Source organism: Ottowia sp. VDI28 (genome assembly GCF_049532675.1).
Lineage (GTDB): Bacteria > Pseudomonadota > Gammaproteobacteria > Burkholderiales > Burkholderiaceae_C > Ottowia.
The window spans coordinates 5,104,597-5,125,384 of sequence record NZ_CP149820.1 but is presented as its reverse complement, the minus strand read 5'-3'; the positions used below and the strand labels follow the sequence as shown (position 1 = coordinate 5,125,384).

Annotated in this window: 14 protein-coding genes, 2 tRNA genes and 3 pseudogenes; 15 read left to right on the top strand and 4 right to left on the bottom strand. The window is 62.7% G+C overall.

The genetic code is table 11. From position 1 onward, the window contains the following. Positions 1–219: 219 nt before the first annotated feature. Positions 220–1,632 carry a 30S ribosomal protein S12 methylthiotransferase RimO gene (gene rimO / locus WJU18_RS24420; RefSeq protein WP_423456290.1) on the top strand — a complete coding sequence of 471 codons (1,413 nt, stop codon included), beginning with the start codon at positions 220–222 and terminating at the stop codon, positions 1,630–1,632. Positions 1,633–1,848: 216 nt separating this feature from the next. Here rimO and WJU18_RS24415 read toward each other — a convergent pair. Continuing rightward, positions 1,849–1,933 (bottom strand) — tRNA-Leu (locus WJU18_RS24415). Positions 1,934–2,057: 124 nt separating this feature from the next. Then, a tRNA-Leu gene (locus WJU18_RS24410) sits at positions 2,058–2,142 on the bottom strand. A 51-nt stretch (positions 2,143–2,193) separates the two neighbouring features. Between WJU18_RS24410 and rnr the strand changes: the two genes are divergently transcribed. Together rnr and WJU18_RS24400 are read left to right on the top strand one after the other, a co-directional pair. Further along, positions 2,194–4,467, top strand: a complete 2,274-nt coding sequence (gene rnr / locus WJU18_RS24405; RefSeq protein ID WP_423456288.1) for a ribonuclease R — start codon at positions 2,194–2,196, stop codon at positions 4,465–4,467. 18 nt (positions 4,468–4,485) lie between these two features. Beyond that, positions 4,486–5,259 (top strand): SDR family oxidoreductase, encoded by a 774-nt coding sequence (locus WJU18_RS24400; protein WP_423456287.1) that lies wholly within the window; start codon positions 4,486–4,488, stop codon positions 5,257–5,259. 119 nt (positions 5,260–5,378) lie between these two features. Here WJU18_RS24400 and WJU18_RS24395 read toward each other — a convergent pair whose 3' ends face one another. Continuing rightward, positions 5,379–6,821 (bottom strand): NAD(P)H-hydrate dehydratase, encoded by a 1,443-nt coding sequence (locus WJU18_RS24395; protein ID WP_423456285.1) that lies wholly within the window; start codon positions 6,819–6,821, stop codon positions 5,379–5,381. 234 nt (positions 6,822–7,055) lie between these two features. On the opposite strand from WJU18_RS24395, the gene WJU18_RS24390 reads away from it, so the two are divergent. Continuing rightward, positions 7,056–7,403 (top strand): PRC-barrel domain-containing protein, encoded by a 348-nt coding sequence (locus tag WJU18_RS24390; protein ID WP_423456283.1) that lies wholly within the window; start codon positions 7,056–7,058, stop codon positions 7,401–7,403. Between the two features lie 41 nt (positions 7,404–7,444). Here WJU18_RS24390 and WJU18_RS24385 read toward each other — a convergent pair whose 3' ends face one another. Then, a complete protein-coding gene (locus WJU18_RS24385; protein WP_423456281.1) occupies positions 7,445–8,701 on the bottom strand; it encodes a D-amino acid dehydrogenase in 1,257 nt (418 codons plus the stop codon). 282 nt (positions 8,702–8,983) lie between these two features. On the opposite strand from WJU18_RS24385, the gene rpsB reads away from it, so the two are divergent. From rpsB to lpxD, 11 genes and pseudogenes are all read left to right on the top strand, one after another. Continuing rightward, entirely contained in the window at positions 8,984–9,739 is a 756-nt protein-coding gene (gene rpsB, locus WJU18_RS24380; protein ID WP_423456280.1) for a 30S ribosomal protein S2, read from the top strand. A 121-nt stretch (positions 9,740–9,860) separates the two neighbouring features. Then, positions 9,861–10,748: a translation elongation factor Ts gene (tsf, locus tag WJU18_RS24375; RefSeq protein ID WP_423456278.1), complete on the top strand. Its 888-nt coding sequence runs from the start codon at positions 9,861–9,863 to the stop codon at positions 10,746–10,748. A 287-nt stretch (positions 10,749–11,035) separates the two neighbouring features. Further along, a complete protein-coding gene (gene pyrH, locus WJU18_RS24370; RefSeq protein ID WP_423456276.1) occupies positions 11,036–11,758 on the top strand; it encodes a UMP kinase in 723 nt (240 codons plus the stop codon). Between the two features lie 131 nt (positions 11,759–11,889). After that, positions 11,890–12,450: a ribosome recycling factor gene (gene frr / locus WJU18_RS24365; RefSeq protein WP_423456274.1), complete on the top strand. Its 561-nt coding sequence runs from the start codon at positions 11,890–11,892 to the stop codon at positions 12,448–12,450. An 8-nt stretch (positions 12,451–12,458) separates the two neighbouring features. Next, positions 12,459–13,192: pseudogene (gene uppS / locus WJU18_RS24360) on the top strand (polyprenyl diphosphate synthase). An 80-nt stretch (positions 13,193–13,272) separates the two neighbouring features. After that, on the top strand, positions 13,273–14,133 hold the full coding sequence (locus WJU18_RS24355) for a phosphatidate cytidylyltransferase (RefSeq protein ID WP_423456273.1): 861 nt from the start codon (positions 13,273–13,275) through the stop codon (positions 14,131–14,133). 2 nt (positions 14,134–14,135) lie between these two features. Next, positions 14,136–15,320: a 1-deoxy-D-xylulose-5-phosphate reductoisomerase gene (gene ispC / locus WJU18_RS24350; protein ID WP_423456271.1), complete on the top strand. Its 1,185-nt coding sequence runs from the start codon at positions 14,136–14,138 to the stop codon at positions 15,318–15,320. Positions 15,321–15,437: 117 nt separating this feature from the next. Beyond that, a pseudogene (gene rseP, locus WJU18_RS24345) lies at positions 15,438–16,810 on the top strand (RIP metalloprotease RseP). A 41-nt stretch (positions 16,811–16,851) separates the two neighbouring features. Further along, a pseudogene (gene bamA / locus WJU18_RS24340) lies at positions 16,852–19,148 on the top strand (outer membrane protein assembly factor BamA). 53 nt (positions 19,149–19,201) lie between these two features. Further along, positions 19,202–19,663 (top strand): OmpH family outer membrane protein, encoded by a 462-nt coding sequence (locus tag WJU18_RS24335; RefSeq protein WP_423461091.1) that lies wholly within the window; start codon positions 19,202–19,204, stop codon positions 19,661–19,663. Between the two features lie 11 nt (positions 19,664–19,674). Next, a complete protein-coding gene (gene lpxD, locus WJU18_RS24330) occupies positions 19,675–20,655 on the top strand; it encodes a UDP-3-O-(3-hydroxymyristoyl)glucosamine N-acyltransferase (RefSeq protein WP_423456270.1) in 981 nt (326 codons plus the stop codon). The last annotated feature ends 133 nt before the right edge of the window (positions 20,656–20,788 follow it).

Here is a 20,788-nt window from a genome sequence, read left to right as displayed (position 1 = left end):
AGTGGCCCCCACGCTCCCCGCTTCGCGTGGTCCGCTGCCCCCCGTGGGGTGGTTTTCATTTTGGGAGCGGCCCGGCAATGAAAACGAGGGACGCCGCCTGCGGCCTGGCGAAGCCAGCTCCGCGGCGGCCCCGCTTGGCTTGCTCCGCAGCCTTGCGAACCTTCGCAGGGTTTCCACAAGACAGATGTGCTTTGTCTTCGGGCCTGCGACAATCCGGGTATGAGTGAAATTTCCACGCCCGCCCCACGTATTGGCTTCGTCAGTCTGGGCTGTCCAAAGGCTTTAACGGATTCGGAGCTGATCCTGACCCAGCTTTCAGCCGAGGGCTATGAGACGAGCAAGACCTTTGACGGCGCCGATCTGGTGATCGTCAATACCTGCGGTTTCATTGACGATGCCGTGAAGGAGAGTCTGGATACCATCGGCGAGGCGCTGGCCGTCAATGGCAAGGTGATCGTCACGGGCTGCCTGGGCGCGAAAACCGTCGCGAGCGGTAGCGCGGCGGGCGCCGAGGATGATTCCCGCAATCTCGTCAAATCGCTGCATCCCTCCGTGCTGGCGGTCACCGGCCCGCATGCTACTCAGGAGGTAATGGACGCGGTGCACCAGCACTGCCCCAAGCCGCATGATCCGTTTCTCGATCTGGTGCCGGGCGCTTTCGGTGACGCAGGGCTCAAGCTCACGCCGCGCCACTATGCTTATCTGAAGATCAGCGAGGGGTGCAACCACCGCTGCACCTTCTGCATCATCCCCTCCATGCGCGGCGATCTGGTCAGCCGGCCGATCGGCGATGTCCTGAAGGAGGCGCGTGCCTTGTTCGAAGGCGGGGTGAAAGAGTTGCTGGTGATCAGCCAGGATACTTCCGCTTATGGGGTGGATACCAAATACCGTACCGGCTTCTGGGACGGCCGCCCGGTGAGAACGCGCATGCTCGAACTGGTGCAGGCGCTGGCCGAGCTGGCTGAACCGCATGGCGCCTGGGTGCGCCTGCACTATGTCTATCCTTATCCCAGCGTGGATGCCATCGTGCCGCTGATGGCGGAGGGCAAGGTGCTGCCTTACCTGGACGTTCCCCTGCAACATAGTCACCCGGACGTGCTGCGCCGCATGAAGCGGCCCGCCAGTGGCGAGAAGAATCTGGAGCGCATTGCCCGCTGGCGTGAGCTGTGCCCCGAACTGGTGATCCGGTCCACATTCATCGCCGGCTTTCCGGGAGAGACGGAGGCGGAATTCGAGCACCTGCTGGATTTCATTCGCGAAGCGCGCATTGACCGGGCGGGCTGCTTTGCCTACTCGCCGGTCGAGGGGGCTACGGCCAATGCATTGCCAGGCATGTTGCCTGCTGAGCTGCGCGAAGAGAGGCGGGCGCGCTTCATGGCGGTAGCCGAAGAGGTTTCCACTGCCAAGCTGCGTGAACGCGTGGGCGCCACGATGCAAGTGTTGGTGGATTCAGCGCCCGCGCTGGGCCGGCGCGGCGGTGTGGGCCGCAGCTATGCGGATGCGCCCGAGATCGACGGTGTGGTGCACCTGCTGCCGCCCGAGAAGATCAGCAAGCAACTCAAGGTAGGGGAATTTACGCGCGCACGCATCGTGGGCACCCAGGGACATGATCTTGTCGCTGTCCCTATCTAACTCTCTCCCCTGAGGCGCTACGCGCCATCCCCCGGGGGACGCAGCCAGCGGCCTGGCAAAGCCAGCTCCGCGGCTGCTCTTGAGTGGCCTGCTCCGCGGCCGCTTGTGGGGGTATTAACTGTGGTATCGGGCAACAAAAAAGCCACCTGGAAGTGGCTTTTTTAAAAAGAAATTTGCTTATGGCAAATTTCCAGTGGTATTACCCAACATAATCGTTGGTGCCCAGGAGAGGACTCGAACCTCCACGGAGTTACCCGCTAGTACCTGAAACTAGTGCGTCTACCAATTCCGCCACCTGGGCATTTCAGGAAAGATCGAATTGTATATTTATGGAATCAGGCAACAAAAAAGCCCCCCGAAGGTGGCTTTCTTTAAAAAGAAATATGCTTGTGGCAAATTTCCAGTCATATTGCCAACATAATCGTTGGTGCCCAGGAGAGGACTCGAACCTCCACGGAGTTACCCGCTAGTACCTGAAACTAGTGCGTCTACCAATTCCGCCACCTGGGCATTTCAGGAAAGATCGAATTGTATATCAAAAATTTGGAGAAATCCGGCGGAATGTTGGAAGAAATTGAAGGCGTGGTTCAAGGCCACCGTGACGGGCACGGCTTTGTGGTCCGCGACGATGGGGAACCAGACGTTTATTTACCCCCTAATGAGATGCGCGCGGTGTTGCATAGAGACCGCGTCAAGGTACGTGTGGTGCGGCAGGATCGGCGTGGCAGGCCCGAAGGGCGCGTGGTCGAGATCGTCGAGAGGCCGCCGCATCCGATCATCGGGCGTCTGCTGAATGAAGCAGGCTTGTGGCTGGTCGCACCTGAAGACAAGCGCTATGGCCAGGATGTCATGATCCCCAAGGCGGCCGTCGGCCAGGCCAGGCCAGGCCAGGTCGTGGTGGTCGAGCTGACCGAGCCGCCTGCGCTCTACGGTCAACCCGTGGGCCGCGTGAAGGAGGTGTTGGGCGAAGTGGATGACCCCGGCATGGAGATCGAGATCGCGGTGCGCAAATACGGCGTGCCGCACGAGTTCTCCGATGCCGCCATCGGCGAGGCGCGTGCCTTGCCTGAGCAGGTGCGCGCCCAGGACAAGCGCGGCCGCGTCGATCTGACCGACGTGGCACTCGTCACCATCGATGGCGAGGACGCGCGCGATTTCGATGATGCCGTGTATTGCGAACCCGCCAAGGTGGGGCGCAGCAAGGGCTGGCGCCTGCTGGTAGCCATTGCTGATGTGAGTCACTACGTGCAGACGGGCCATCCGCTCGATGTGGATGCCTATGACCGGGCGACCAGCGTGTATTTCCCGCGCCGCGTCATCCCCATGCTGCCCGAAAAGCTGAGCAACGGCCTGTGTTCACTCAACCCGGAGGTCGAGCGCCTGTGCATGGTGTGTGACATGCTTGTGACCGCCAAGGGCGAGGTGCATGCCTATCAGTTTTACCCGGCAGTCATGTGGAGCCATGCGCGCTTCACGTATACCGAGGTGGCTGCGATCCTGGCCAATACGCGTGGCCCCGAGGCCGCCAAGCGGAAGGCGCGCGTGCAGGATCTGATCAACCTGCACGATGTGTACCGTGTGTTGCTGAAAAACCGCACAGAGCGCGGCGCGGTGGATTTCGAAACCACCGAGACACAGATCGTCTGCGACGAAAATGGCCGCATCGAAAAAATTGTGCCGCGCACCCGGAATGAGGCGCACAGGCTGATCGAGGAATGCATGTTGGCGGCCAACGTTTGCAGCGCCGACTTCATTCAGCAAGGCAAGCACGCCGGCCTGTACCGTGTGCATGAAGGTCCCACACCCGAGAAGCAGGACATTCTGCGCAATTACCTGAAAGCGTTGGGTCTGGGTCTTTCCGTCAGCGAGGTTCCCAAGCCAAGCGAGTTCCAGCACATCGCGGAGGCCACCAAGGACCGCCCTGATGCTCAGCAGATCCATATGATGCTGCTGCGCTCGATGAGCCAGGCGATCTATTCGCCGCATAACAGCGGCCATTTCGGCCTGGCCTATGAGGCCTACACGCACTTCACCAGTCCGATCAGGCGCTACCCCGATCTGCTGGTACATCGCGTGATCAAGGCCATCCTGGCCAAGCGCCGCTATCAGTTGCCGGAGTTGCCCACGCCAGGCGAGGCCCATGAAAAACTCAGCCGCCGTCTGCAGAAGAACAAGGCCTCGCGCCAGCGTGCCGATGATCGGCCCCTCAAGCGGCCCTCTGCCGAGCTGCTCGCCTGGGAGGCTGCCGGCCTGCATTGCAGCGCCAATGAGCGCCGCGCGGACGAGGCCAGCCGGGATGTGGAGGCCTGGCTCAAGTGCAAATACATGCGCGAGCACCTGGGCGAGGAGTTCAGCGGCGCGGTGACGGCTGCGACCACTTTCGGGTTGTTCGTCACGCTGGACGAGCTCTATGTGGAAGGCCTCGTGCACATCACCGAGCTGGGTGGTGAATATTTCCGCTTCGACGAAGTGCGGCAGGAGTTGCGTGGTGAACGCACGGGTATCCGCTACGGTCTGGGCACGCGGGTGCGCGTGCAGGTCAGCCGAGTGGATCTGGACGGCCGCAAGATCGACTTCCGGCTGGTGCATGACGGCGAAGATCTGACCACCCGCGCCTTGCGTGACAAGGGGGTGGGACTGGCTGGCGAACGCGGCGTGCCCTCCAAGAGCTCGGCCAAACGTGCAGCGCGCAAGGCGCGAGACAAGGAGCGGGGCGATATCGAGGCGGCTGCCGGTGTTCGTCACCATCCTTCGCCCATCGAGGCTCTGAAATCCGCTGTCAAGAAGGCGGCGGCCAAGGCACGAGGCGGTAAACAGAAGAAATCACGGCGTTGAACGGCGAGGTCATGAGTCATGAGTAATGCATCCACGCGTTCATCCGCACGTCGGGCTGCCATCGTCACTGGTGCCGGCTCCGGCATTGGCAAGGCTGCCGCCCTGGCCCTGTTGGCAGATGGCTGGCAAGTGGCGCTGGCTGGCCGCCGGGCCGGGCCGCTGCAGCAGGTCATCGAGGAGTCGGGGGCTGGCGCCCGGGCGTTGGCGGTGCCTACGGATGTGGCTGATTCGGTGGCGGTCAAGCACCTGTTCGATGAAGCGGTGAACGCCTTTGGCAGGGTTGATCTGCTATTCAACAACGCGGGCACGGGGGCGCCGGCGGTCCCTCTGGACGAGTTGACCGCGGAGCAATGGCGGACAGTGGTCGATGTCAACCTGAGCGGCATGTTCTATTGCATGCAGGCGGCCTTCCGTGTGATGAAGTCGCAGTCGCCGCGCGGCGGCCGCATCATCAACAATGGCTCCATTTCCGCGTATGCGCCGCGCCCGCATTCGATCGCCTACACAGCGACCAAGCACGCCGTGACCGGGTTGACCAAGACGGGGGCGCTGGATGGCCGTGCGCACGATATCGCGGTGGGGCAGATCGATATCGGCAATGCCGCGACCGAGATGACCGAACGCATGGCGGCCGGCATTCTGCAGGCCAACGGCCAGACGATGGAGGAGCCTCGCATGGACGTGGCGGTCGTCGGCCAGTCGGTGGTTTACATGGCCAACTTGCCCTTGCAGGCCAATGTGTTGTTCCACACGGTAATGGCCACCAAGATGCCGTTCGTGGGGAGGGGGTAGGCCCCCCTGAGGCGCTGGCGCGCCTTCCCCCAGGGGGACGCACCTGGCGGCCTGGCAAAGCCAGCTCCGCGGGTGCTCTGGGATGGCCTGCTCCGCGGCCTTTCGTTTAGGACACGTTCTCAGCACAGTCTTCCCGCCGTCAGCGGGGTTTCCCTGGGCCAGATGTCGGCGGCATGGCCGTGCCGCCAGACGGCGGTGCTGGCCGCTTCCAGGGCATCGCTTCCTGCAGCCAGTTGGGCGCCGATCATGCCTGCGAGCACATCGCCTGTGCCGGCCGTGGCCAGGCGCGCGTTGCCTGTGGGGTTGATGCGCGGTATATGGCCGGGGGCGGCGATGACCGTGCCGGAGCCTTTGAGTACGACGGCACACTGAAAGCGTTGTGCCAGTTCGTGGGCCGCGGCCAGGCGGCTTGCTTGTATCTGGGCGGTGGGGCGGGCCAGAAGACGGGCTGCCTCCAGCGGGTGCGGAGTCAACACTGTGGCTTGCCCCTGTGGCGCCCGGTTAGCCAGTGCCGTTTGCAAGACGGCGTCGACCGCGATCGCATTCAGGGCGTCGGCATCCAGGACAAGGCGCGGTGCGGTCTTCAGTACTTGAGGCAGCACAGATCTGACGGCCTCGCCTCCGCCGCAGCCGCACACCGCGGTGAGGGTCTGTAGCTCCAGCGCATCGATGCGGCGGAACATCAACTCTGGTGCTGTCATGTCGAGCATGGGGCCGGCATCGCCCAGCAGGCTGACATACACACGCCCGGCACCTCCGTGCAATGCTGCGCGGGCTGCCAGCAAGGCGGCTCCGCACATGGCGATGCCGCGCGCGGCATCGCTCTCGCCGCCGATCACCGCGACATCACCCCACGTACCTTTATGGCTGGCGTGCGGGCGCGGGGCGGAAGGGGGTGGCGCGTTCAGCCGGGCGGTGGCGGGCTCTGTGGGCGTGACACCCAGATCATCAAACCAAAGCGTGCCGCACGCGTCGCGGCCGTGCGCCGTGAAAAGGCCAGGCTTGAGCGTGAGCAGGCTCAGGGTGTGATGGCGTGGCGTGCGGGTGTGAGGTCCTGAGGAGGCCGCTTCCGGCGCCAACCACTCGCCTGTATCCGCGTTCAATCCGCTGGGTAGGTCGACAGCCAGCCTGAGCGCCGGGCTTACCGCCATTCGGGTGAGCCAGTCGGCCATGCGTCCTCCAGGCGCACGTGCGGCGCCGATACCCAGGAGCGCATCAATACACAGGTCATCTGCTTCGAGCAGAGGTGGCTCGTCGGCAAAATGCACGCCCGCACCGCGCGCCCGTGCGAAGGATGCGCGTGCATCGTCAGGCGCTCGCTCGGCATTGCCCAGCCATGTCACCACAGGGTTCAAACCCCAGTGGCGCAGGTGCATCGCGGCCTCCAATCCATCGCCTCCATTGTTGCCGGGGCCGCAGGCGATCCATATCGTCCGCGCGTGCGGCGCCAGGGCGAGGGCCAACCGGGCCACGGCCAGTCCGGCACGTTGCATCAGGGCGTGGGGAGGGCTCTGCAGGGCTGCGGCCTGTTCGATCAGGCGCGTGGCCGCTGTATCGTGCAATAGCGGATTTTCAAGGGGGAGAATAAGCGCGGCATGGTTGCATGATTCCAGAAACAATCTCAAAGCGCACGTGAAATGGCGCTTTGGGCGGATGACCGGCCTGCTGGCAGATGTCTTGGGTGCATGGGGGCCTTGGTCCTACAGCCCTTGGCTGCGCAAAGTCCGAGACTGGAAGTTCTCGCTGCGGTGATGCTCATCATCGTTTCCATCAACCCTCTCCACAGGAGGATCAGCATGAACACGACATCCAGTGTTATCTCTTCGGACAAGGTCAACGGAACGGCCGTATACAACCCCAATGGGGATAAATTGGGCTCTATCGATCACCTCATGATCGATAAGCTTTCCGGGCATGTCCGTTATGCCGTCATGGAGTTCGGCGGGTTTCTGGGCATCGGGACGGACCGATACCCATTACCCTGGGATTCCATGAAGTACGACACCGGCATGGGCGGATACGTGATCTCGCTTTCCAAGGAGCAGATTGAAAAGGCGCCGCGCTATGCACAGGATTCTCATCCAGAATACACAGAGGACTATGGCCGGAAAGTGTATGACTACTACGGTGTGCCTTGGATCTGATTCGTTCGCAGGCGCCGCCGCGCGGCCGGCCATCGTAGTTCTTAACGTCCGAAAAGGCGTTCGAGCCCCAGTCCTTCCATATCTATCTGAGGGGCCTGTCCGCTGATTTGGTCGGCCAGCACCCGGGCTGATCCGCACGCCAGGGTCCAGCCACTGGCTCCATGGCCCAGGTTCAGCCACAGGCCGGGGATACCGCTCGCACCGATGACGGGGGGGCCGTCTGGAAGCATGGGGCGGGCTCCTTTCCAGATCTGCACCCCCATCGACAAGCGCGCGGCTGCGGGGAACCAGTCGGCCAGCACTTTGTAGAGCGTGCGCATGGCGCGGTCTTCGAGATGGGAGGGGCCGCCGCCGATTTCCGCCATGCCCGACACGCGCACACGTTGGCCAAGGCGAGTGATCGCGACTTTGTAGTGCTCATCCATTACCCCGCTGCGCGGGGCATTGATAGGTTCGGGAATATGGGCGCTGATTGAATAGCCATAGACTGGGCGCAAGGGCAATCCGATGCCCAGTGAAGCCAGCAGGGAGGCGGATTGCGCTCCGGCGCACAGCACAATGGCGTCGAAGCGCTGCGTGCCGGCCCCGTTTTCGAGGTGGAGGGTGGCGGGTTGGGTCTTGTCGATGCCTGCGACTGGGGTATTGAACAAAAAACGTGCCCCGAACTGCTCGGCCGCATCGCGCACAATGACCGCAAATTGACGGCAATTGGCGACTTCATCTTGCGGAAAATGAAGGGCGCCGGCCAGTGGGGTGTGCGGGTGCAGGGCGGGTTCGATCTGCCGGGCCTCCGCCGCGCTGATGGCGTGGAACGGTACACCCAGCTCTCGCAGGGCCTCCATGCCGGGTTGCGCCAGATGATGATCCTTTTCGCTGCGCAGCAGCACCAGATAGCCTTCCTTGCGGTCGAAGGTGTAGGTCAGGCGTTCGGAGAGTTCCTGGAGTTGATGCCGGCTATAGAGCGCCAGGCGCTGCAGGCGGGCCCGGTTGGCGGTATAGGTGGTTGGCTGGCGAGCCGCCGACCAGCGGCGCATCCAGCCCAGATCTGCGGCATTCCAGGGGCGCACCATGCGCACCATGGCTGGGCGCGCCAGCGCGGTCTGGCCCAGTCTGCTCGCCATGCTCGGAGCTTGCCAGGGAGTGGCCCAACTGGTTGAAATGACGCCCGCATTGGCGAAGCTGGCTTCCTCGGCCAGGCTGGTATGGCGCTCGAACACGGTCACGGCGTGCCCGTCGGCAGCCAGCTCATAGGCAGTGGTGACGCCGATGATGCCGGCACCGATGATGGCGATGTTCATGGAAGGAGGCAGGGGCTTCGATGGAGCGGCCGGCCGGCGCTGACGTGGCTGCGGCGCGATGGGAAGTAGGGGGTTGGAAGAGGGGTTTGTTGCGCCGAGCTATAATCGACAGGTTTTGCTGATGGTGCCTTTACAACTTGTGGCGCCCGGCAAGACAAATCGCAAACCAGTCCCTACAAGGTGTTGCCCCGGGTTCTTGGGATTTCCTCGATGGAAATCCGCAGTGGCCAAGGGCAATGAGCGGGCTGGATTTTAGACCCAACCTTTGTCAAAGGAATACTCATGTCCGTCACCATGCGTGAAATGCTGGAAGCTGGCGTCCACTTCGGTCACCAAACGCGCTTCTGGAACCCCAAGATGGCTCCGTACATCTTCGGTCACCGCAACAAGATCCACATTATCAACCTGGAAAAATCGCTGCCGATGTTCCAGGAGGCGCAAAAGTTCGCGCGCCAGCTGGCTGCCAACCGTGGCACCATCCTGATGGTGGGCACCAAGCGCCAGGCCCGTGAAATCGTGTCCGAAGAAGCCCGCCGCGCCGGCGTGCCCTATGTCGAGCAGCGTTGGCTGGGCGGCATGCTGACCAACTTCAAAACCGTCAAGACCTCCATCAAGCGTCTGAAGGACATGAAGGCTCAGCAGGAAGCCGGCCTCGAAGGCATGAGCAAGAAAGAACAGCTCACCTTCACACGTGAAATGGCCAAGCTCGAGAAGGACATCGGCGGCATTCAAGACATGAACGCCCTGCCTGATGCCATCTTCATCATCGACGTCGGCTTCCACAAGATTGCCGTGTCCGAAGCCAAGAAGCTGGGCATTCCCCTGATTGGCGTGGTCGATTCCAACCATTCGCCCGAAGGCATCGACTACGTGATTCCTGGCAACGACGACTCCGCCAAGGCCGTGACTCTCTACGCCCGCGGTATCGCCGACGCCATTCTTGAAGGCCGCGCCAATGCGGTCAACGACGTGGTCAAGGCTGTGGCCGCCGAAGGCGAAGACGAATTCGTCGAAGTCGAGGACGGCAGCGCCGCCTGATCTGGCAAGGCCGGTCCCGGCCTGCGGCAACAGGGGCGTGTAGCGCCCCTTTTTTTAAATTGTTTTTTGTGCGCTGACGCTTATCCGAGTTGGCGCCTTACTGAAAGATTGGAGCAAACCGATGGCAGCAATCACTGCAAGCATGGTCGCCGAACTGCGCGCCAAGACCGACGCCCCCATGATGGAGTGCAAGAAAGCCCTGACCGAAGCCGATGGCGACATGGCCAAGGCTGAAGAGCTGCTGCGCGTCAAGCTGGGCACCAAGGCTGGCAAGGCCGCTTCCCGCGTGACCGCCGAAGGTGTGGTGACGGCCTCGATCAAGGGCGAAACCGGCGCCATGGTCGAAGTGAACTGCGAAACCGACTTCGTGACCAAGAACGACAGCTTCCTGGCTCTGGCGCAGGCTGCTGCTGACTTGGTGGCCGAGCACAATCCCGCTGATGTGGCTGCCCTGGGTGCGCTGCCTTTCACGATGGGCGATTTCGGTCCGACGCTGGAAGACGTGCGCGTGGGCCTGATCGGCAAGATCGGTGAAAACATGAGCTTCCGCCGCTTCGTGCGCAAGGCTGGCAGCCAGGTTGCCTCGTACCTGCACGGCACGCGCATTGGCGTGCTGGTGGAATATGCAGGCGATGAAGCCGCCGCCCGTGACGTCGCCATGCACGTGGCCGCCATGAAGCCTGTGGCCCTGGCCAGCAGCGAAGTCCCTGCCGAGCTGATCGAGAAAGAGCGCAGCGTGGCGACCGCCAAGGCCCAGGAATCGGGCAAGCCGGCCGATATCGCTGCCAAGATGATCGAAGGTTCGGTGCAGAAATACCTCAAGGAGGTGTCGCTGTTCAACCAGCCGTTCGTGAAGAACGACAAGCAGACCGTTGAGCAGATGCTCAAGGAGCGCGGCACCACGGTCAAGGGCTTCACGCTCTATGTGGTGGGCGAAGGCATCGAGAAGAAGCAGGACGACTTCGCCGCCGAAGTGGCTGCTCAGGTCGCTGCTGCTAAAAAGGGGTAAAAAAGCTAACCCCCTAAGGCGCTTGCGCGCCTTCCCCCTAAAGGGGGACTCAACCAGCGGCCTGGCAAAGCCAGCTCCGCGGTTGCCCTGAGATGGCTTGCTCCGCAGCCGTCTGATTTTTATTCTCTCTCCCGCGCGCGGGAGAGAGCCGGGTGAGGGTAAGCGGCGTGTCCGGAGTGGCTAGCCGCTTTTTTCCTGAAATACACCTCCCAACGGCCAGCTCCGCGGCCTTTTGAATCAATCACTTGTAGACTGTCGTACCGTCGCACACCCCCCGGAGCCTGCCGATGACCAAAGCCAAACCTGCCCATAAGCGAATTCTGCTCAAGCTCTCTGGCGAAGCCCTGATGGGCGACGATGCCTTTGGCATCAACCGCGCCACCATCGAGCGTATCGTGGGCGAAATCGCTGAGGTCACTCACATGGGTGTCCAGGTGGCGGTGGTGATTGGCGGCGGCAACATTTTCCGCGGTGTGGCGGGCGGTTCCGCCGGCATGGACCGCGCCACGGCCGATTACATGGGAATGCTCGCCACTGTGATGAACGCGCTGGCGCTGGCAGATGCCATGAACAAGAGCGGCCTGACGGCCCGGGTGATGTCGGCCATTGCGATTGAGCAAGTGGTCGAGCCGTATGTGAGGCCGAAGGCGCTGCAATACCTGGAAGAAGGCAAGGTGGTTGTGTTCGCCGCGGGCACCGGCAACCCCTTCTTCACCACCGATACTGCGGCAGCGCTGCGGGGCGCTGAGATCGGGGCAGAGCTGGTACTCAAGGCTACCAAGGTCGATGGCGTCTACACTGCGGATCCCAAGAAAGACCCTGAGGCCACCCGTTACGCCAAAATCACTTTTGACGAAGCCATGAGCCGCAACCTCGGCATCATGGATGCGACCGCCTTTGCCCTGTGCCGGGACCAGAAGCTGCCGCTCAAGGTGTTTTCGATCTTCAAGGCGGGCGCGCTCAAGAGCGTGGTGATGGGAGAAGACGAAGGCACCCTGGTGCACGTTTAGAGCGTGTTCACGTTCTTAGGCCTGCAGCAGCTCTATTTTTGGGCCCCGCGAAGGCTGATTCAGTCCGCCGGCTGTTGGCGTTTCGCGCCGGCGCCGGTACGTGGCGATAATTCCACGATGGAGAGACTCATATGACGATTGCCGAAATCAAGCAAACCACCCAGGGCAAAATGGATCAATCCATTGCGGCCTTCAAGAACAACCTGACCAAGATCCGCACCGGCCGGGCCAATCCCGCGCTGCTGGACACCATCCACGTCGAGTACTACGGCAACAATGTGCCGCTGTCGCAGGTGGCCAACGTGTCCTTGCTGGATGCGCGCACGATCAGCGTGCAGCCGTGGGAAAAAGGCATGGGCGCGAAAATCGAAAAAGCCATCCGCGAAAGCGAATTGGGCCTCAATCCCGCCAACATGGGGGACCTCATCCGTGTGCCGATGCCGCCGATGAGCGAAGAGCGCCGCAAGGAAATGACCAAGGTCGTGCGCCAGGAAGGTGAAGCAGCCAAGATCGCCATCCGAAACCTGCGCCGCGATGCCAACGAGGCCGTGAAAAAGCTGGTGAAGGACAAGGAAGCCTCTGAGGATGATCAGAAGCGCGCCGAAGCCGACGTGCAGAAAGTCACCGACAAGCACATCGCCGAGATCGATGTGCTCGTGGCTTCCAAGGAACAGGAAATCATGGCTGTTTGAGCCAGCGTATGACGAAATCCCGCCACACTAGCGTGCCGCACCACGTGGCCATCGTGATGGATGGCAACGGCCGCTGGGCGCATCGGCGCCTGCTGCCGCGGGTGGCCGGCCATCGTCAAGGGGTTGAATCGCTACGGCGCTGCATACGCGCGTGCGCCGAACGGGGGTGCAGGTGCTCACCGTGTTCGCCTTTTCGTCCGAAAACTGGAATCGCCCCGCCGAAGAGGTGAGCAGCTTGATGGATCTGCTGGCCACTGCGCTCACGCGCGAGGTGCCGGAGCTCAAGAGCGCGGGCATCCGCCTGCATTTCGTCGGCGAACGTTCGGGGCTGTCGGAGCGCGTACGCGCGGGGTTGGCGGCGGCCGAGGCCGAGACCGCCAGCAACAAAGGCATGGTGCTCAATGTCTGCTTCAATTATGGCGGCCGTTGGGACATCGTGCAGGCCGCCGCCAGCGTGGTGCGGGCCGGTCAGCCCGTCACTGAGGAGTCGCTGGGCCGCGCCATGGCGCTCGCCCATGTGCCTGACCCGGATCTGTTGATCCGTACGGGCGGTGAGCAGCGCATCAGCAACTTCCTGCTGTGGCAATGCGCCTACAGCGAATTGTTTTTCAGCGACCGCCTGTGGCCTGAGTTCGACGAGGCAGCGCTGGATGAAGCATTGGCTGCTTTCGCGCAACGTGAACGGCGTTTCGGCAAGACTTCGGCGCAAGTTGCCAAGGCTGGCACGCAAGCCGTGGCCTGAGATGAAGCATCCATGCTCACTTCGCTTGCTGCTCACCGGGCGAGCGCATCGGTGCTTTCGGGCGGTTGGGCGCCACTGATATGCTCAAACAGCGCGTCATTACCGCTCTGATTCTGCTGGCTATCCTGCTGCCGGCCTTGTTCGCGCGGGCGCCCGCGCCTTTCATCGCCTTGTCTCTGGTGCTGATCGCCGCGGCTGCATGGGAGTGGTCGCGCCTGGTGGGGTGGAGCGGGGCGGTGGCGCTCGCATCCGGAGCCCTCTGCGCCTTGCTCTGCGCTCTGATGTGGTGGAGCGGGGCGGTGGAGCGGCCGATGCCGTTGCTCTGGCTGGCGGCGGCCTTGGTCGGGGTGCCGGGCGGCGCATGGTTGATTCAGCGCGGCGTACCGGGTTGGCCACGGCTGCCGCGCGGGTTGCGCTGGCTGGGCGGCATCGCGGTGCTGTGCACAGCTTGGCTGGCCATGGCGCAAGCCCGTACCGTCGGCATCAATTTTCTGTTGTCGATTTTCGTGCTGGTATGGGCCGCGGACGTGTTTGCCTATTTTGTCGGCCGGGGGATGGGTGGAAAATTCAGCCGAGCCAAGCTGGCGCCGGCCATCAGTCCGGGCAAGAGTTGGGAAGGCGTATGGGGCGGCATGCTCGGCGTGCTGCTGGTGGCTTGCATCTGGATCTGGGTTGACCGGACCTATTCGGTAGGCTCCCCCAGCCTGTACACGCGCCTCTACGAGCGTGGCGGGTGGTTTTTACTGGCGGGCTGCGTCTTTCTGTCGGCCATGAGCGTCGTGGGTGATCTGGTGGAGTCCCTGGTCAAACGCAGCGCCGGCGTCAAGGATTCGAGCGGGCTGCTTCCTGGCCATGGCGGTGTACTCGACCGGGTGGATGCTCTGCTCCCGGTCTTGCCGCTGGCCATGATGCTGGTGACTGTAAGCAGAGGTGCTGCGTGAAGATGATCAAGAAACAGCGTGTGGCCATTCTCGGCTCCACAGGGTCCATTGGGACCAACACGCTGGATGTAGTGGCTCGCCATCCTGAGCATTTCGAGGTGGTCGCGCTCACGGCGGCCACGCAAGTGGACGCCATGCTGGCGCAGGTGGCACGTTTCAAGCCTCGGGTTGTGGCGATGGCCAGCGAAGCCCACGCCTGCGCGCTGGCGGAGAAGATCCGCCAAAACGGGCTGGACACCGTGGTGACCGCCGGCGCGGAAGCCATCGAACGCATTGCCTCCGATGATGGTACGGATACCGTCATGGCCGCCATTGTCGGCGCTGCGGGCCTGGCCCCTTGCCTGGCGGCGGCACGGACGGGCAAACGCCTGCTTCTGGCCAACAAGGAGGCTCTGGTCGTAGGGGGGCAGCTCTTCATCAATGCCGTGCGGGAAGGCGGAGCTACCCTGTTGCCGATCGACAGCGAGCATTCGGCGATTTTCCAGTGTCTTCCGGAAGATCCTGCCGGTTGGGCAGGGCGCATCAGCCGCATTCACCTCACGTCCTCGGGCGGACCCTTCCGCCAGACACCGCTTTCCGACTTGCCGCGCATGACACCCGACCAGGCTTGCACGCACCCCAACTTCGCGATGGGCCGCAAGATATCGGTGGACTCGGCCACCATGATGAACAAGGCGCTCGAAGTCATCGAAGCGCGCTGGCTGTTCGATCTGACCCCGGAGCAGATCGAAGTCGTGATTCATCCTCAGCAGATCATCCACTCGATGGTCGAGTTCACCGACGCATCGGTGCTTGCGCAATTGGGCACGCCTGATATGCGCGTGCCGATTGCCTACGGCCTCTCATGGCCTGCGCGGATCGAAAGCGGTGCTGCCCGGCTCGATTTTTCCACGCTGGCCGGGCTTCACTTCGAGCCCCCGAGCCGTGAGCGTTTCCCAGGCTTGTTCCTGGCATGGGACGCTCTACGTGCCCCAGAAGGAACCACCGCCGTGCTCAACGCTGCCAATGAGGTCGCTGTAGCCGCCTTCCTGGAGCAGCGCATCGGTTTTTCCGATATTCACGCGATCAATGCCGCCACCCTGGCCGCCGTCCCTCTCGTGGCGCCGGGCTCCTTGCCAGAACTGCTGGCCCTGGATGCCACCGCCCGCCGCGCGGCTGAAGAAGAGGTCCGTCGCCGTGCGAAGTGAGAGTAAGACGTTCCCAGATGGCGCTTATTCGGGGCTGCCGCGGAGCTGGCTTTGCCAGGCCGCTGGCGGCGTCCCCCTCTGGGGGAGGGCGTGTAAGCGCCTCAGGGGGAGTCCTGAATGCTAACGCTGGTCGCTTTCGTCGTCGCCCTGGGCGTGCTGATCGCCGTGCACGAATGGGGACACTACCGCATGGCCGTGGCTTGCGGGGTCAAGGTGCTGCGTTTCTCCGTCGGCTTTGGCAGGCCGTTGGTGCGCTGGCAGCCGAAGAAGCAGCGGCCCGGGCAAGGGACTGAATTCGTCCTCTGTGCGCTCCCGCTGGGTGGCTACGTCAAGATGCTCGACGAGCGCGAAGGGCCCGTGGCGGCTGAAGAGCGCCACCTGGCGTTCAATACGCAGCCGTTGCGGTCACGTGCCCTGATTGTTGCCGCCGGGCCGGTGGCCAATCTGGTGTTGGCTGTGCTTCTGTACGCGCTGGTGAGCTGGATTGGCGTCGAAGAGCCGCGCGCCGTGCTGGCCCCCCTGTGGCCGACTCCCTGGCCGAGCGTGCCGGCCTGCAAGGGGGCGAATTAGTGCGCCGAGCCGCCCTCGTGGGAGACGAGTTGGAGCCTGTGGCCTCCTTTGAAAGCCTGCGCTGGGTGCTGACCCGCGGTGCGCTCGACGGTAAGGACGTGCTGCTCGAGGTTTCTGCGGGCACCGAAGGCCGAGGCCGTGAGCTGAGGCTGCCCTTGTCCGGGCTTTCGGTCAATGAGGTCAATGCGGGGCTGTTCCGCCAGATCGGTATTCTGGCCCCGCTTTCCCGCCCCGAAATCGGCGAACTGGCCGAAGGCGCCGCCGCCGAGCGCGCCGGCTTGCAGCCCGGCGATCTGGTGGTGAAAATCGGGAATACGGTGATTGTCGACGGACAACAGTTGCGGGAATTGATCCGCTCATCCGCCAAGGACGGCCCGCCCCCTGCCACGACCTGGCAGATCGAGCGCTCTGGCCGGACGATGTCGATCGAAGTGCAACCCGATCTGCGTGAGGATGGCGGTCAGCGGATCGGCCGCATTGGTGCCTATGTGGGGGGCGCGCCGGATATGGTGCTGGTCAGCCATGGTCCGCTGGACGGCCTGTGGGCAGGGGTAGTGCGCGTGTGGGAGGTCTCGACCCTCTCGCTGCGCCTGCTTGGCCGCATGATCGTGGGCGAGCTTTCCTTGAAGAATTTGAGCGGGCCGATCGCGATTGCCGACTACGCCGGCAAGTCCGCCAGTCTCGGCTTGACCTACTATCTGGGGTTTCTCGCCTTCATCAGTGTCAGCCTGGGCGTGCTCAATCTGTTGCCTATCCCTGTCCTTGATGGCGGGCACCTGATGTATTATCTTTGGGAGATGGTAACGGGTAAGCCCGTTTCCGGTGTCTGGCTTGACCGCCTTCAATATATAGGCATGTTCCTGTTGCTGACCATGATGGCGATCGCAATGTACAACGATGTTGCCAACCGTCTAGGCTGATTCACTTGCCGCACTGAAGCCGGCTCCAAACGCACTCGCTCATGAAGTTACTAGCTCACCGTTTCCGCTTGCGCACCGTGGCCTCTTTCGTTTCGCTGGCCTTCGCCGCGCAAATGGCCTGGGCGGTCGATCCGTTCACTGTTTCCGATATCCGCGTGGAGGGCCTCCAACGCGTCGAGCCGGGCACGGTGTTTGCCTCCATCCCCGTGCGCGTCGGCGACACCTACAACGACGACAAAGGGGCGGCCGCCATCCGTTCGCTGTTCGCCCTGGGACTTTTCACTGACGTGCGGCTGGAAGTCAGCGGCAATGTGCTCGTCGTGATCGTCCAGGAGCGGCCCACGGTGGCGTCGGTCGAATTCGCCGGCAACAAGGAATTCAACAAGGAGGCGCTGCAAGGAGCGCTGCGCGATGCAGGCCTTGCGCCTGGCCGCCCTTATGACAAGGCCTTGACCGACCGCGCCGAGCAGGAGCTCAAGCGTCAGTACATCAACCGCAGCCTCTATGGCGCCGAAGTGGTGACCACCGTTACCCCGACCGAGCGCAACCAGGTCAATCTCACCTTCAACATCACGGAAGGCCGGGCTGCACGCATCAAGAGCATCGACATCGTCGGCAACCAGGCATTCTCCACCGGCACGCTCAAGGATCTGTTCGATCTCGATTCCGGTGGCTGGATGAGCTGGTACAGCAAGAGCGACCAGTATTCGCGCGCCAAGCTGAATGCCGATCTGGAAGCACTGCGCTCGTACTATCTCACGCGCGGCTATCTCGATTTCAAGATCGATTCCACCCAGGTCGCGATGGCGCCCGACAAGGAATCCATCAATATCACCATCAACGTCACTGAAGGCGAGCGTTTCGTCGTCTCTGGCGTGTCGCTGGATGGCAACTACCTGGACAGGGACGACGAGTTCAAGTCCCTTGTCACCATCAAGCCGGGCGAGGCCTACAACGCCGACCAGGTAGCTGCCACCGTCAAGGCCTTCACCGATCACTTCGGCGACTATGGCTTCGCCTTCGCCACCGTGGAGCCGCGTCCTGATGTCGACCGGGCCAACAACCGCGTGAATATCGTGCTTCATGCCGATCCTTCGCGCCGGGCCTACGTGCGGCGCATCAACATCCAGGGCAATGCCAAGACACGCGACGAAGTCATCCGGCGCGAGTTCCGCCAGTATGAGTCTTCGTGGTATGACGGCGAGAAAATCAGGCTCTCGCGCGACCGGGTAGACCGGCTGGGGTACTTTACCGAGCTGTCCATCACCTCGGCGGAAGTGCCTGGCGCACCAGATCAGGTGGATCTGAATGTCCAGGTGAAGGAAAAGCCCACCGGCAGCGTGTCGATCGGCGCAGGTTACTCGTCGGCCGAAAAGCTCTCGTTTACCTTCGGCCTGTCGCAGGACAACGTGTTCGGCTCCGGCAACCGGCTTGACCTGCAGCTCAACACCGGCAAGTACAACCGTACGGTCGTGGTCAGCGCCACTGATCCCTATTTCACTGCGAACGGCATCTCGCGCACGGTGGATGTCTTCTACAAGACCCAGAAGCCCTACCAGGATCAGGGGGGCAACTACACCCTGGTCACCATGGGCGGCGGGCTGAAGTTCGGTGTGCCCGTGACTGAGCTGGATACCGTGTACCTTGGCATGAATGCCGAGCGCACGCAGATCAAGCCCGGCACCAACATCCCGGCGGCCTATCTCGCCTACGCCGAGCAATTCGGTTATTCGAGCACCTCCTTCCCGTTCACCCTGGGCTGGTCGCGCGATTCCCGTGACAGCGCGCTGGCCCCCAACTCTGGCCGCTATCAGCGCTTGATGGGTGAGCTGGGTCTGCTGGGCGATGCCCGTTATATCAAGGGTAACTACCAGTATCAGCAGTACATTCCGCTGTCCAAGCAGTACACGCTGGCTTTCAACGGTGAAGTAGGCTGGGGCAAGGGCCTGAGTGGCAGGCCATTCCCGGTATTCAAGAATTTCTACTCCGGCGGCTTGGGCTCGGTGCGGGGCTACGATCAGTCCACGCTGGGACCGCGCGACGTGACAGGCGCTTTCATCGGCGGCACGCGCAAGGTGACTCTCAACACCGAGTTCATCACGCCCTTCCCAGGCGTCGGCAATGACCGCACCCTGCGCTTGTTTGGCTTCGTCGACATCGGCGGCCTCTATGGCGACAACGAAAAGCTCAGTGCGGGGGGCTACGCGCCTCCACGGGCATTGGTTTCAGCTGGATATCGCCGCTCGGGCCGCTGCGTTTTGCCTTCGCCGTGCCGCTTCGCAAGAAGCCGGGCGATAGAATTCAGAAATTGCAATTCCAGATCGGGACCTCGTTTTGAAGAAGTTGACACTCCGTTGCGTAAGCGTTGCGGTGCTGATGAGCGCCGCCTTGATGGCGCCCGCAGCCATGGCGCAGGATGGCGTGCGCATCGGGTTCGTGAACACCGACCGCATGCTGCGTGATGCCGAACCCGCGAAAGCGGCTCAAGCCAAGCTGGAGCAGGAGTTTTCCCGCCGCGAGAAAGAGCTTGATGCTGCTGGCACGGCGCTGAAAACCGCCTCCGACCGCTTTGATCGCGAGGGGCCTACCATGAGCGACAGCCAGCGCCAGACGCGCCAGCGCCAGCTCGTGGAGCAAGACCGCGAGTTCCAGCGCCGCCGCCGCGAATTCCAGGAAGACCTGAACTCTCGCAAGAGCGAAGAGCTGCAACAGGTGCTTGACCGCGCCAACCGCGTGGTGCGCCAAGTGGCCGAGGCTGAGAAATACGATGTCATCCTGCAGGAGGCGGTGTATATCAACCCCAGGCTCGATATCACCGACAAGGTGATCAAGGCGCTGAACGGCGCCAAGTGAGGCAAGGTGGTGTGAGCCTGAAGGTCAAGGCCATCGTCGATGCACTCGGCGGTGAGCTGTTTGGCGACGCCGAGCGGGCCATTACGCGCTTGGCGCCTCTGGAAGGCGCGGAAAGCAGTGAACTCAGCTATTTCGTCAATCCGCGGCTAGCTCACCTGCTGGCAAGCTCGCGCGCGGGCTGCGTGATCGTGGCGCATGCGCAGGCAGAGGAGGCGAAGCGGCGCGGTGATTGCATCGTCACGGACGACCCTCATCTATACTTCGCGCGCCTTACGCAGTTGTGGAAAAAGGCCCATGGCCGGTCTTCCGTGCCGGGCGTGCACCCCACCGCCGTGGTGGAAGAGGGGGCCTCCATTGACCCCAGCGCCAGTGTCGGCGCGTTTTGCTTCGTGGGCCGCGGCGCGCGCATCGGTGCCGGCACGGTTCTGAAGGAACGCGTGACCGTGGCTGAAGAATGCGCAATCGGTGCCCGCTGCCTGATCCAGAGCGGCGCCGTCATCGGCGGCGACGGCTTCGGATTCGCCCACCATGACGGGGCGTGGGTCAAGATCGAACAACTGGGCGCCGTGCGTATCGGCGATGACGTCGAAATTGGTGCCAACACCTGCATTGACCGCGGTGCGCTCGACGATACCGTGATCGAGGACGGAGTGAAGCTCGACAACCTGATCCAGATCGGACACAACACGCACATTGGCAAACACACGGCTATGGCTGGATGCGTGGGCGTGGCGGGCAGCGCCCGCATCGGCGCGCATTGCACCGTGGGCGGTGCCGGCATGATTCTCGGCCATCTGACCATTGCCGACAACGTGCACATCTCCTCCGCCTCGATCGTGACGCGCTCGATTCTCAAACCCGGCCATTACACGGGCTTCTTCCCGATCGACGAGAACGGCGTATGGGAGAAGAACGCGGCCACGCTCAAACACATTCACAGCCTGCGCGAGCGGCTCAAACGGTTGGAAGCATTGCTTCCAAAGGGCCGGTGAGCGGGATCTCGGGCGCCATTTCAAGCGCTCTTTGAGGGCGGCGAAGGTGTCCGAGGCCCCGCTTGTACCCACTTGTACAATGTGGGCGCCAAAATCGTAGTCAGTCTCAACAGGCCCGCCAGCCGGCTCTAGT